We start from the raw sequence: 13,671 nt of genomic DNA, 5'->3' as shown, positions 1-13,671 counted from the left end.
CTCCGCTCATCCCATCATCATTGCGCCCCGTTCCAGACGACTTATCGCGGTCATCGGCGAAATTGCCACCGCGTCCGCTTCCTTGCCCGCCGCTGGACGATTGATCAGCCTTGTTGGGCTGTTGTCCGCCGGAAGCCTGGCCGCCTTTTTGGCCTGGTTTGGACATGTTTTCCTTATCGTCGGCAAATTCCCCTCCGCGATTTGTACCCTGCCCACCTCCGGACATGCTGTCTTTATCGCGCGAGGGCTGTCCGCCAGAAGCTTGACCTCCCTTTTGACCCGCTTCAGACGCGCGTTGTGGATCGTTCGCAAAGTTGCCGCCAGACGCTTCTCCGCCTTTCTTTCCGGCTTCTGAAGCCTTGTCAGGATCATTGGAAAAATTGCCTGGATTGTTATTTCCTGTATTGGCCATTTTGTTCACCTCTACATCGTTGGCACGAGCATGGGCCCGTACAATTCGGAGGATGCACAAAACGGAAAGTTTGAACGGAAATACGGGGCTCGCGACGAGCGGATTCGGGCGTTTGGTTCCATTGGAAACGGCGACCAGTCGACTGACGGCTGTCCCATTCGTCGGTGTCACCTTACGGCGGTTTTTCGCCCTGAATAAGCGATGTTTACTAGACTCAATAGCGCTTGGAAGCCCTCCCCCGCATCGCACCCAGGAGGTCAATCAATGACTGAACACATCGTGCATTTTCATTGCCAGATCGACCAGGCAACGACCGAGCGCTTCAGGGATTGCTGCCTTGAAGCTATCGACCAGGGTGCCACCTCCCTTCTCCTGAACCTGTCCACTTGCGGGGGCAGCACCAATTTTGGCTTCACGCTCTACACGTTCCTGAAGTCGTTGCCCGTACCGCTTTGCGCAATCAACGCCGGCAATATCGAATCGATGGGCATCATCATGTTTCTGGCGGCAGGCCGGCGCATCACATCCCCTCACGCACGCTTTCTGATTCATCCGATGAACTGGTACTTCAGCCAAAAATCCGTCGACCATCAACGACTGCGAGAATACCTGTCCAGCCTCGACAATGACCTTGCGCGCTACGTGCAAATCTTCATGCTCGAAACCGCTGACGCAGCGACCAAACTCGATATTTTTCATTGCTTGTCTGCGGAGGAAAAGGTCATCGCCGCCCATGAATCGCTGGCTTATGGTATTGCTCATGAGATGAAGCAGATGGTGTTTGCTGATAACGTCAAACACTGGAAGGTCAGTGGTGGATGATTGATCTTAGTCTTGGCGCCAAAATCCGAGTTCCGCACGCCCAGAACATGGCGGTTCTCTGCAAAACCGCCTACGCTTCTTGCATGAATCCAAGTCCGTTGCTGAGTGATCAGTATTGGGCTGGAGCGATCTGATTGCCTTTGACCGCCCGTTCCTTGCCAATCCGGACCTGCACGCGCATATCGCCAACAACTCGCCTCTCAATCCGGTCGACCCGCGGTTCACGTTCTTCCATTGAGGAAGATGATTATGTATCGGCCAAGCACGGTTCCTTATCAGGAGCATCGAGGGTTCAGGCGAACGTTCACTCCGGGTCATTTGAGCCTGGGATTGTTCTTTCCTTTGGAGGCCTTCGATGGGGACACTCCGAGCATGCTCAACCAGGTCGAATTGGCCAAGCGAGCAGAGGCACTGGGCTTCTCCGCGCTCTGGTTTCGCGACGTGCCTCTTCGGGACCCTGGTTTCGGCGATGTTGGCCAAGTCTTCGACCCCTGGGTTTACCTGGGCTATATGGCCGCTCATACGTCGGAGATAGCGCTAGGCACCGCATCCATCGCCATCCCTTTACACCATCCTCTGCACACGGCCAAGGCATCAGCCAGCGTCGACCAGTTGAGCGCAGGTCGATTGATTCTTGGGGTAGCCTCCGGCGATCGCCCAGTGGAGTTTTCGGCCTTTGACGTCGATCCCGAAAGGCGCGGAGAAATCTTTCGAGAGCACTACGAAGTGATTCGCCGAGCCCACAGCACAAGCTTTGAACCCATCCGCTGGAGCGGTGGTGAGCTGCAGGGCGCAGACCTCATTCCGAAACCCACAACCCAGGTCATTCCAATGCTCGTGACCGGGCATAGCCGCCAGTCACTGGATTGGATCGCGCGCGAAAGCACCGGATGGATCAACTATCCACGCCAACCGAAAATGCAGCGACTGATTGTGGAAGATTGGCGGCTGGAGGTCATGAAGCAATGTGGTTCAGTCTATAAGCCCTTCACTCAGTCGCTTTACATCGACCTCAGTGAGAACCCGTCCACGCCACCCACTCACATTCATTTGGGGTTCAGGCTTGGACGCGTCCACCTCCGGGCTTTGCTGGAGGCGCTTGAGGAAATCGGGGTGGACCACGTTATCCTGAATCTCAAGTACGGAAAGCGCCCTGCTGCGCAAGTCATTGAGGAGCTGGGCGCTCACCTCGTTCCGCAATTCGGAGTCAAGCCGCGCCCTGGAGCAAATTGATACGCCGGCCGCGTCCACGCCCGGCCGAGGTGGTGCGGTTCAGCAGGTTGAATGATCAAGCCGATACCTGCTCAAGGAATATCAGTTGCAACGGCTCTTTCAGCAGGTCATCTGCCGTCGCAGCAAAGCGCTGAAAGTAAGGCATCGAAAAATGCGCATCCAGCGCCGCCTGATCCCTGAAAGCCTCGCGCATGTAGAACGTGCCCTGCTCGTCACGCAACTCAAACAACACATAGTCGAGATTGCCCGGCTCTGCGCGGGTCGGCTCTACCAGCGCCAGCAATTCCTGTTTCAATGCCAGTTCTTTGCCTGCCTTGGCCTTGAGCACGGCAATCGATACCAACACGTTACTGGACGTATTCATCGTCAACGCTCCAACATTAAAGATTGGCTAGTGATGCCGCAGGTGGTTCAGCGGCCCCGCCTGATGAGTAAAATCAGAAACCTTCGAGAACGATTTTGCCCCGGGCCTTGCCGCTCTCGACCAGCGCATGGGCACGACGCATGTTGGCCGCATTAATCGCACCGAAGTGCTCGCCCACAGTGGTCTGCAGAACACCTTGGTCAATCAGAGCGCTGACCCGATTGAGCAGGTGATGCTGGTTGATCATGTCCGGGGTTTCGTACAGGGACCGGGTGAACATCAGCTCCCAATGCAACGACAGCGACTTACGCTTGAGCGGCATCACGTCGAGGCTTTCGGGATCGTCAATCACACTCAGGCGCCCTTGCGGCTTGAGCACGTCAATCAGTTGTGCAAAGTGCTGTTCCGTGTGAGTCAGGCTGGCGACATAGTCGATCTCCGCCACGCCGAGCGCTTGCAACTGTGCGAGCAGTGGCTGGCTGTGATCAATCACGTGATGCGCGCCCAACTGCCGCACCCAATCAGCGGTTTCCTGGCGTGAGGCGGTACCGATGACGGTAAGGCGGGTCAACTGTCGGGCCAGTTGCACCAGCATCGAACCGACGCCGCCAGCCGCTCCAGTGATCAACAGGCACTTGCCCTCCCCCGAACCCTCGACGACACCGAGCCGGTCAAACAACAATTCCCAGGCAGTGATTGAGGTCAACGGCAACGCGGCCGCATCGGCTGCACTCAATGAACGAGGCTTGTGCCCGACGATCCGCTCATCGACCAAATGGAATTCGCTGTAGCTGCCGGTGCGGGCAATCGAGCCTGCATAGAACACTTCATCACCCGGCTGAAACAGCGTCACCTCAGAGCCGACCTCGCGGACAATGCCTGTGGCATCCCAGCCGAGGATTTTCGGTTCTTTTGTGAAAGTTCCGGCGCGCACCTTGGTATCGACCGGATTCACTGATACCGCGCGAACTTCGACCAGCAGATCCCGTGGGCCAGGCCTGGGCACCGGGAGGCTGATGTCGATCAATGCGTGTGGATTGTCGATGGGCAGGGCGTGTTGGGTAAAGGTGATGGCTTTCATGGAAACTCGCTGTCTGAAGGGTTGATGCGCTCACTTGCAGCCATCTTCGACTTCCCATGTACAAAGAAAAACAAGCAGAATGCGCCAACACTTTCACTGCAGGAGTGAAAATGATCCGCATCGATGATCTTGGTTTATTTATCCGCAGTGCCGCGCTGGGCAGTTTCACCGCAGCGGCGCTGGAGGCTGATCTACTGCCTGGTCAGGTAGCCGCCGCCATCAAACGTCTGGAACGCGAACTGGACGTGCGCCTGTTCGCCCGTACCACTCGCAGCCTGCGATTGACTGCCGAGGGCGAGCAATATCTGCCCACCGCCCACTCAGTGCTTGAGACCCTGAAGCAAGGCGAGGAAAACCTGCGTGGTGAGAACGCCACGCTGCGGGGCGTACTGCAAGTGACAGCGCCATCCGATCTGGGGCGCAACATACTGCTGCCGTGGTTGACGCTGTTCCGCCGTCAGCATCCGGAATTGACGTTGCGTTTTTTCCTGTCGGACCAGATGGCCAATCTGTTTCGCGACCCGGTGGACGTGGCGATTCGATACGGCCCGAATGAAGATGCCAACTACGTGGCACTGCCGCTTGCGCCGTGGAACCAGCGGGTGCTGGTTGCCTCGCCGGAGTATGTGCAACGCTGCGGTTCTCCCCAAACACCGGATGACTTGAGCAAGCATGCCTGCCTGCTCTATCTGCAAAATGGCCGGGTCTACGACAAGTGGAACCTGGGCGGACAAACCGTGCAGGTTTCGGGGCCACTGTTCAGCGATGACGCCGATGTCGTGCGGCGCTGGTCATTGGAAGGTGAAGGTATCGCCAACAAATCCTGGCTGGATGTCAGTGCAGATGTCGCCGCAGAGCGTCTGCTTGTGCTGCTGCCGGATTATCCTGGCGAAGCGTCACCGTTGAGTCTGGTATGCCCGCATCGCAAGCAGATCAGCCCTGCGGTTTCTCAGCTTTATACGTGGTTGAGTAGCCAGTTTTCTGCTCTGGAGCGCAGTTGAACCGAATGACTGCGATTGATGCTCACGGAGCATCCCGCGCGTCGTGGTCCGGCGGATCAATGCGTTCAATATTCCCCAGTACCAGCGCTCGTCCGGCAAACAGCCCGCCCGATGTTTCCAAGGCAAAACGTTCGGCATCGCGTTTGCGCACTTCGTCGATCACCGCGTCGGCTTCGTGCTCCGACGCCCCCAGAGTCACCACGGCCTGACGGCCGAGCAGCAGGGCGGCCTCAAAGGTTTCCCGCACGATGTAGTCGGCGTCGTGTTTGACCAATTCCAGCGCATGTTCGCGGTCAAAAGCGCGTACCACCAATTTCACCTGCGGGCAGAAGTGCCGCGTACTTTCGACAATGCGAGTCGCGGCTTTTTTATCGTCCACACAAACAATGATGGCGCGAGCGTGATGGGCGCCAGCGGCGTGCAATATTTCATGGCGGGCGCCATCGCCGTAATAGACCTTGAAACCATAGGGTGTCACGGCGCGGATGACCTCTGGATTTATATCGATGATGGAAATTTTCGCTCCCTGAGCGAGCGGCGCTTGGCAGGCAATCTGCCCCACACGGCCAAAACCGATGATGAGTACATTGCAGCGCAGATTCTGTGCGGCTTCCACACCGTCCAGGGAAACGGTCCGCGCGCGAGCAAACCGTTTGTACAACAATAAAGTCACCGGCGTTATGACCATGGAGAGCACCACAATAGCCGTCATATTGGCGTTGACTTCAGGACTGATGGCCCTGAGTTTGAGCGCTTCGGCAAACAGCACAAAAGCAAATTCGCCACCCTGCGCCATCAGCAAGGCGCGATCCAGCGCGTCGTCATGACCGCTTTTCGCGAGGCGCGCGACCGCATAAATACACAGCGCCTTGACCACCATCAGCGCCAGCACGCCGGAGATGATGAGCTTCCAGGCCTCGGCCACCAATTGCAGATCCAGCGACATGCCGACGCCGAGGAAAAACAGCCCCAGCAGCAGGCCGCGAAACGGCTCGATGTCGGCCTCCAACTGGTGGCGGAAAGTGGATTCGGACAGCAACACACCGGCCGCGAAAGCCCCCATCGCCATTGAAAGACCGCCGAGTTCCATCAGCAACGCTGCGCCCAACACAACCAGCAGCGCAGCGGCAGTCATTACCTCGCGCGCTTTGACTTGGGCCAATACCCGAAACAGGGGATTGAGCAGCCACAACCCGATGGCCACCAATGCACCCAAGGACAGCGCTGCGATACCTATGCGTTGCCAAAGTGGAGACGTGGGTCCATTCGCCAACTCCGTGGGCGCCAGAAATGCCACCACCGCCAGCAAAGGGGCTATCAACAGGTCTTCAAACAGCAAAATGGACACGACGTGCTGCCCTCTCGGCTCGGTAATGTCACCGCGTTCCGAGAGAACTTGCATAACCAGAGCCGTGGAGGTGAGTACAAAACCCGCTGCGCAGACAAATGACACCTGCCAAGAGAATCCGAAAGCCATGCCGACAAAAGTGAGCAGACATGCACTGACCACCACCTGCAGGCTGCCCAACCCAAAGATCTGCCTACGCAGGTCCCATAGGTGAGAGGGTTTCATCTCCAGGCCAATCACAAAAAGAAACATGACCACGCCCAACTCGGCCACCTCAAGGATGGTGTGGGGGTCATTGAAAAGTTGCAGTCCGAAGGGGCCAATGATCAGGCCCGCCGCCAGGTAACCGACCACTGAGCCGAGCCCGATGCGTTTGAACAGCGGCACTACCAGCACGGCGGCGGCAAGCAAAATGACGACGCCCAATAATTGTCCTGCATTGCCTTCAACGGCCATAGCATTGACCCTCATCCCACATCAGGACCGGTAATGCTTCCACGGCCAGGCGTGTTGAGCAGAGCTTTCAAGCTGAGCGCTCAGTTCTGCAAATTCTTCAGGACTAAGCACCAGATCCGGAGCGTTCACCAAGAATTGTAGCTATTCATCCTTATCACTTTCTCGTAAGTCATCCTTATCACGCTCTCGTAAGAGCCAGCAGACGATGCCGAGTACCAGGGTGGCAAATCCTAGTGCGGCAATGGTGAGCGCAGGAGTAGCGGCAGAATCGAGAATAACGAACTTCCGGCTGAGCGCCAGCAGGGCGATCAACAGCACTGTGCGAACCTGAACGATGCTGTTGCGTCTTAAGGCGGGGCGCACAATCGAATGCTTGAACTCCAGGGCTATCAGCACGGTGAAGATTGAGCCAAAGAGGGCCTGGAAAACATCGTGGTCCAGAGGATCAATCGCACCACTGATCAACAACGGCACGACCCTGCGACAGAGCTGCAGTAGCGCCATCATAATCACAGACGCGATGATGAGACTGAGCGCAAGAACAACCAATTGTTCGAAACGTTCGTAAGCACTCATCAGCGCCCACTGAAGTCTGAAATTTTTCAGCGTCGAGTTGCGCTCACGCCTTTCAGAATCAGGCTTTGACACGATAACCCTCCACACTTGCGTCTTCAGTCTGCCGGGCCCGTCCAAGCATGAGGCTAAGTCCCAGTCTCCGCGGCAGGTGTCAGATCATCCGATTGGCCAGGTGGACTACCCTTTTCGGAAGTCTTTGACGCATCCACCTCGACCTTTTTGAAGACCACTTCGCCACGCTCTTTGTCGTAACCCAACTCGACACTGTCGCCGGCTTTCAGCTTGCCAGCGAGCATTTCCTTCGCAAGCCGCGTTTCGACGGTCTGGCGAATCTGACGTTTCAACTCGCGCGCGCCAAACTCTGGCTGATAACCAACGTCCGCCAGATGATCAATGAGTGAGCCATCAACTTTCACTGTAATGTTCTGTGCAGCTGCGGTTCGAATGACCCGATCAAGCTGAATGTTCACAATCGATCGGATGTTGTCACGGGTAAGGGCATGAAACACGATGATGTCATCAATACGGTTCAGGAATTCGGGACGAAAATGCCCTTTCAAGACTCCCATCAATTCATTACGTAACGCTTTTTCCGTAAGGCGTTCATCTTCAGGGCGCTCGAGATTCTCCATGATGATGGGAGAGCCCAGGTTACTGGTGGCAATGATGATCGTATTGCTGAAGTCCACAACACGTCCCTTGCCGTCCGTGAGACGCCCATCGTCGAATACCTGAAGCAATACGTTGCTCACATCGGGATGCGCTTTCTCGATCTCGTCGAGCAGAATCACACTGTAGGGCTTGCGGCGGACACGCTCTGTCAACTGACCGCCTTCGTCATATCCCACATAACCGGGTGGCGCACCGATCAAACGAGCAACCGCATGCCGCTCCATGTACTCCGACATATCAATACGAATGATCGATTGCTCGTCACCAAACACCGTTTCCGCCAACGCTTTGGCAAGTTCAGTTTTGCCGACGCCCGTAGGGCCAAGAAAGAGAAACGTGGCAATAGGTCTGTTGGCTTGGCCAAGACCGGCCCTAGACAACCGAACGGCATCGCTGACTGCGAGCACAGCATCTTCCTGCCCCACCAGCCGATCACGCAAAGTGTCTTCCATATTCAAAAGCTTTTGACGCTCTTCTTGCGTAAGCTCGGTCACAGGAATACCGGTGAGACGGGACAGCACCTCGGCAATTGACTCCAGGGTCACCTCAAGGGTTTCGGAACCTGTCTTGCGCTCCCAGGCTTCTGTTTCCTCTCCCAGTTGCGCTTGTTTTTGACCAATGCGTTCTTCAAAGCCTTTGGATTCATCAAAACGTTTACGGGAGGATGCATAATCCTGTTCACGTTTAAGTTGCGTAATCTCGGCTTCCAGCTCCTGGATGCTGGCCGGCCTTGACGAGGAACTGATTCGAACGCGGGCCGCGGCCTGATCGATTAGGTCTATGGCTTTATCCGGCAAATAGCGCGAGGTGATGTAACGATCCGACAGCTCTGCTGCCGCCACAAATGCTTCATCGGCGAATGTGACTTGATGGTGAGCCTCAAGCTTGTCGCGCAGCCCACGCAGGATAATGATGGTCTGTTCTACGGTGGGTTCGGCTATCAGCACAGGCTGAAAACGTCGTTCAAGCGCTGCGTCTTTTTCGATGTGCTTTTGATACTCATTGAGTGTCGTCGCACCGATCAAGCTAAGCTCTCCGCGTGCCAATGCGGGTTTGAGTACGTTGGCAATATCGAGGCCGCCCTCCTCACCACCCTGCCCCGCGCCAACGATCGTATGTAACTCGTCGATGAACAGAATAAGCTCCGAGCTTTTTGCGGCGACTTCATCAAGCAGTTGCTTGGCTCGCTCCTCAAATTCACCACGATATTTAGAGCCCGCAACCATTGAGTTCAGATTGACTTCAACAAGCCGCCTGCCACGCAGAATCTCAGGGACATCGCCCTTTACTATTCGTTGTGCAAGCCCTTCAACGATGGCTGTTTTACCGACGCCAGGTTCGCCGATAAGAACCGGATTGTTCTTTCTGCGCCGCGCCAGCACCTCGATGGTATTTTCGATTTCCTGCGCGCGCCCCAGTACGGGATCGAGTTTGCCCTCACGAGCCAGTGACGTCAGGTCGCGACCGAACTTGTCGAGTGTCGGTGTTCCCGTCGGGGTGTCGACTCGCCCATCCTCAGCCCCCTTACCCACCACCTTGACCACCTTCTGCCGCAAGGCTTCAGGCGTTACGCCGTATTTTTTAAGCAATGTCCCGGCGATACTTTCTGGTACAGAGGCAAGCCCGATCAACAAATGCTCTGGGCCAACGTACGAATGTCCTAAATCACGAGATGCCTGGAACGCAAAATTGAAAACTTTCTTTAACCGTGGCGAAATGCTCATCTGGTCCACTGGGGCCTGGGCCTCCGCTGTGCCCCTCTGAGCATGTTGATCGATGTAGCCTTTGATCTCGTCCGGAGAAAGCTTCAGCTCCTTAAGCAACGCCGTACCCACATCGGTATCCGCAAGCACATACAACAAATGCTCAGTATCGAGCTCGCTACGGTTGAGCTCATGGGCTTTCTCACCCGCGCGTTGCAGGATTTCCAGCGTCTGGGAACTGAATGCATCGGTTGCATCGACAGATTCTCGAGGCACTTGCGCAGAGAGCCTGAAGTCATCACCCGCTTGATCCTTTGCTCCGCCCATGCTGTCGAAAAAGCGGGACACACCCCCGCCCAGTAGAGAGTCGAATGGATTCAACATGCTTTGATGGCGTAAGAGTTGACGGTAATCGTGGTCGCAAATGGACATTGTCCTGGCTTGGCCATTTTGCGATACGGTCACTCGCGCTACAGCGGGTCTCGCATTACATATTTCACAGAGAGTAGCCATGATGAGTTGTCTCCAAAGATGGATAACACGGACTCATTCGGATGGATCTACGTCCCCGTAAACGATGCTCAAGACATAGGGGCATGAGATCCGCAATACGCTGAGATTGCTCAGGAAGACGATTACGTTGGAGGGAATGGCAGTCTCGGCAGACTACGCCATCCAATAACGATAGTCGGATCTCATCCAAACACGCTATGGGCGACCCAGGATACCGACGAACGACGTCTGATAAATTCGTGCTCAAAAATACCGCTAGTCGTAAACCACCAACTCATCAGCAAATGAGGCTATGGAATCACCAGCGTGATCGAGCAACGATTCGATGTCGGAATTCGCAGGGGCGAATCGATCAGCAAGGACATGATTGCGGTTCGCACCAAAACCATCGGATAAAAAAACCGCCGAAAATGACAGCAAAAGAACGAGCGCGCGAGATCTTGCCTGCACTGGAGGAAACGGAGAACGCGTTCAGCGATTACGGCAAGCGCCAACAACGACTATAGTCAATGGTGCGTCAGAGCGAATCCAGCCTTTCCGCTACCAACCTGGCCTCAATCCAATACCGCGAAGGCACGGATGATCTCCTCGTGCTTCTTGATGCGGATCGTGAACGTCTCGCAACCGAAGACACTTAGGCTCAGGCCTCGAACGAGGTGTATCGAGGCATCGTCGCCATTTATAAATCACTTGGCGGTGGATGGAGTTATCCCCCCGGGCAAGTCGTATCCCGCTGAGCAGACCCCAACCGCCCATCTATAAGGGCTCAAGCCATGCACACTTCAGAATTGGATGATGCGAAAGAAACGAATGGCGACCTGGTTCAGGGGCCGCTGCCGGCCGGCACTGTCGCGCCCGACTTCACTCTGTACGCAACCCCTGATCAGCAGTTGTCCCTGCGCGAGCTAAAGGGAAATCCCGTGATACTGGCGTTTTATCCCGCAGACTGGACTTCGGTTTGTGGCGACCAACTGACCTTGTACAACCAGTTGCTACCCACATTCAGAGAATACGGTGCGACGCTACTGGGTATCTCGGTTGACAGCGCTTGGTGTCATCAGGCCTTTTCCAAAGATCGGAATTTTCACTTCAGCCTGCTCGCCGATTTCGAGCCCAAAGGGGCTGTGGCGCGACAGTATGGAGCGTACGACTCCCACCTGGGAGTTTGTAAGCGGGCGTTGTTCGTGATTGACAAGGAGGGAGTGATCGCCTGGAGCTACATCTCACCAATGGCAATCAATCCGGGGGCGGAAGGCATTCTGGATGCGCTGGATGCTCTGGCGAATTCATCACAAAGCACGCCAACCTAAAATTAACAGGTGATCCCATGGCCACTCTCAAAGTCCCGGTAAGTGCCAGCGACCATCGCCAGGGAAGTGCGCATGCCAAGGTCACACTGGTGGAATTTGGCGACTATCAATGTCCCTATTGCGCTGAAGCGTATTGGATAGTCAAGAATCTGCAACAGCATTTTCGCGATGATTTGCTGTTCGTGTTCCGTAATTTTCCACTGACCACTGCTCACCCGCATGCGATGGCTGCAGCTGTCACCGCTGAGTTTGCCGGGAGTCGAGGATTCTTCTGGGAGGCGCACGACGAATTGTATGAAAATCAGGATCGATTGGGCCTGCCGCTGTTTCGGGCCATCGCTCTAAAACATGGCCTCTCCGACGAAGAACTCTATCTTGCCATGCAAGACGGTACCTACGTACCCAAAATAAAATCCGATTTTAATGGCGGCGTACGGAGCGGCGTGAATGGCACCCCAGCGTTTTACATTGACGGGCTTCGCTATGACGGGGCTCCAGAGTTCACCGAGATGAGTCAGATGATTGAGCTTTCGTTAGTGAGTTGACGAAATCGCTAGATAGTGAAATCGCTTGGCATCACCCACACCGTAGCCGAGGGCGAACGTGCCCCATTGCGCACGCGCACCAGGTGTGCATTCGATAATATTTCAATACGGGAGATTGAGGAATCCACGGTGCTGCCAACGATAAGCATCGCTCGTAAAGCAGCGGCACGAAAATATCAGCCCAGCGAACCGAGGACATAAAAAATGGCGATGTTAATTTTTGACAGCTCGGAAGATTCCATAGTCGAGGCGCGTGTCCTGGTCGAGGCGCTGAATGAATGGTTGGCGGAACAGCAGCCCAGTTGCCCGCTAAGGTCCGCCCGTGCGCAATGTTGCTATCGGCCCGACGGCACGCTGGATTCCGTATTGACCGTACTAACAGACGTGGTGGTGGACTAGGTCAGGTGTTGCACTCAGTTTTTGCGACCGCCCCCCAAGGTTGACGCCTATGCCCGTCCACCCGTTCGCTTATCCGTTAGTTTCCTTCTACATTAAAGAGGTACACACGGAGCCAGCAGCGAATGAAATCTTTGAAGTATTATGAAAAAAATCGACACGCCACATGGTTAGAGTTGTTTTTTGACCTGATTTTTGTTGTTGCAATTGGCAAGGTTACGCATACTCTTGGACATCTTCATCACGGCCACTTTGAACAGGAGCAATTATGGACATTTTTACTGCTTTTTGTTCCATTATGGTGGATCTGGTCCAGCCACACGATTTACTCAAATAGGTTTGATACAGACAGTAACCTTCACCGCTTGGCAACATTATTTTTAATGTTGCTGCTCATTGTGCTGTCTGCACGGATTGGGGAAGAATTGGAAGTAAACTATGCGCTTGTCATTGCCTGCTATTTTGGTATACGTGCCATCATCAGTATTATGTACATTTCGTCCATAAATAAATTCGATCACCGTAGCGAATTCTCCTCCAGGCTTGGCTTCGCCCTGTTAGTTAGCGCAGTTGTTAGTCTTTCATCCATTCTTTTTGACCCACCTATGCGTTACCTTGTCGCTTACATTGGGATTTTACTTGACATTCTGCTCCCTCTATTTTCTTGGGGTAAGCTAAAGCCATTGCCCGCACATACAGAACACTTGGTTGAACGACTAGGTTTACTCACCCTCATCTTATTGGGCGAGTCGGTAATTAGCCTTTCTGGAGGGTTATCTGACATTCAATGGGATCGTTATAATGTGATGGCGGCAATCACCGGATTTATCATGATTTGCAGTATCTGGTGGATCTATTTTGATAGCTTTTACCTACTGAGCAAAAATGAAAGTAGTATGAGTGGACACTCCTTAATCTACTCGCACCTTTTTCTATTTATGGGGCTAGCACTTCTCGCAAATTTGATCAGGCATGCGATCTTGAATGACATTGCGATGCGCGATTTCCAGATTACGTCAATCATCGGCATGGCTTTATTTTTCTTAGGCAAGCAATATGGCTACTTCATAGCGGTACCTAAAATAAGGAAATACATACTACAAAACACCTTGATCGTGTTTTCTCTAGGTGGGTTGGTTATATTCCTACCCCGCGTCGAGTACATATTGGTCGGCCTGACAGCAACCATGATCTGCTATGTTTTCCTAAATTTCAGGTATCGTTGAATCTTTATAATTA

11 protein-coding genes and 2 pseudogenes are annotated in these 13,671 nt (G+C 54.4%); 7 read left to right on the top strand and 6 right to left on the bottom strand.

Annotated features, from left to right (window positions below; all coding sequences use genetic code 11):
* Window positions 1-250: 250 nt before the first annotated feature.
* Window positions 251-412 (bottom strand): annotated as a pseudogene (locus JIO00_RS29815) (general stress protein); the annotation flags it as partial.
* 264 nt (window positions 413-676) lie between these two features.
* On the opposite strand from JIO00_RS29815, the gene JIO00_RS12180 reads away from it, so the two are divergent.
* Window positions 677-1,234, top strand: a complete 558-nt coding sequence (locus tag JIO00_RS12180; protein ID WP_010459465.1) for an ATP-dependent Clp protease proteolytic subunit — start codon at window positions 677-679, stop codon at window positions 1,232-1,234.
* Between the two features lie 249 nt (window positions 1,235-1,483).
* Complete coding sequence (locus JIO00_RS12175) at window positions 1,484-2,467, top strand: LLM class oxidoreductase (RefSeq protein WP_200668325.1); 984 nt, start codon at window positions 1,484-1,486, stop codon at window positions 2,465-2,467.
* 55 nt (window positions 2,468-2,522) lie between these two features.
* On the opposite strand, the gene JIO00_RS12170 is transcribed toward JIO00_RS12175, so the two are convergent.
* Window positions 2,523-2,831: a putative quinol monooxygenase gene (locus JIO00_RS12170; protein ID WP_102593886.1), complete on the bottom strand. Its 309-nt coding sequence runs from the start codon at window positions 2,829-2,831 to the stop codon at window positions 2,523-2,525.
* A 73-nt stretch (window positions 2,832-2,904) separates the two neighbouring features.
* Entirely contained in the window at window positions 2,905-3,912 is a 1,008-nt protein-coding gene (locus tag JIO00_RS12165) for a zinc-binding alcohol dehydrogenase family protein (protein ID WP_102593885.1), read from the bottom strand.
* Window positions 3,913-4,022: 110 nt separating this feature from the next.
* Between JIO00_RS12165 and JIO00_RS12160 the strand changes: the two genes are divergently transcribed.
* Window positions 4,023-4,913 (top strand): LysR family transcriptional regulator, encoded by an 891-nt coding sequence (locus tag JIO00_RS12160; protein WP_010459455.1) that lies wholly within the window; start codon window positions 4,023-4,025, stop codon window positions 4,911-4,913.
* Between the two features lie 22 nt (window positions 4,914-4,935).
* Here JIO00_RS12160 and JIO00_RS12155 read toward each other — a convergent pair whose 3' ends face one another.
* The 3 genes from JIO00_RS12155 to JIO00_RS12145 form a co-directional block, all read right to left on the bottom strand.
* Window positions 4,936-6,717, bottom strand: coding sequence for a monovalent cation:proton antiporter-2 (CPA2) family protein (locus tag JIO00_RS12155; protein ID WP_200668324.1), 1,782 nt, complete (start codon window positions 6,715-6,717; stop codon window positions 4,936-4,938).
* Window positions 6,718-6,858: 141 nt separating this feature from the next.
* Window positions 6,859-7,293 (bottom strand): phosphate-starvation-inducible PsiE family protein, encoded by a 435-nt coding sequence (locus JIO00_RS12150; RefSeq protein WP_049870760.1) that lies wholly within the window; start codon window positions 7,291-7,293, stop codon window positions 6,859-6,861.
* Window positions 7,294-7,418: 125 nt separating this feature from the next.
* The gene (locus JIO00_RS12145; protein ID WP_442793949.1) at window positions 7,419-10,184 is read right to left on the bottom strand and encodes an AAA family ATPase; all 2,766 of its coding nucleotides are present in this window, start codon (window positions 10,182-10,184) and stop codon (window positions 7,419-7,421) included.
* Window positions 10,185-10,612: 428 nt separating this feature from the next.
* On the opposite strand from JIO00_RS12145, the pseudogene JIO00_RS29805 reads away from it, so the two are divergent.
* From JIO00_RS29805 to JIO00_RS12130, 4 genes and pseudogenes are all read left to right on the top strand, one after another.
* Window positions 10,613-10,918 (top strand): annotated as a pseudogene (locus JIO00_RS29805) (TolC family protein); the annotation flags it as partial.
* A gap of 36 nt (window positions 10,919-10,954) precedes the next feature.
* A complete protein-coding gene (locus tag JIO00_RS12140) occupies window positions 10,955-11,491 on the top strand; it encodes a redoxin domain-containing protein (protein ID WP_200668322.1) in 537 nt (178 codons plus the stop codon).
* A gap of 17 nt (window positions 11,492-11,508) precedes the next feature.
* A complete protein-coding gene (locus JIO00_RS12135; protein ID WP_010459441.1) occupies window positions 11,509-12,036 on the top strand; it encodes a DsbA family protein in 528 nt (175 codons plus the stop codon).
* 521 nt (window positions 12,037-12,557) lie between these two features.
* On the top strand, window positions 12,558-13,658 hold the full coding sequence (locus JIO00_RS12130; RefSeq protein ID WP_017338523.1) for a low temperature requirement protein A: 1,101 nt from the start codon (window positions 12,558-12,560) through the stop codon (window positions 13,656-13,658).
* The last annotated feature ends 13 nt before the right edge of the window (window positions 13,659-13,671 follow it).

Origin of the sequence: Pseudomonas sp. SW-3, assembly GCF_016615645.1 — a bacterium.
Classification (GTDB): domain Bacteria; phylum Pseudomonadota; class Gammaproteobacteria; order Pseudomonadales; family Pseudomonadaceae; genus Aquipseudomonas; species Aquipseudomonas mandelii.
This window is presented reverse-complemented; position numbering and strand designations above follow the sequence as displayed.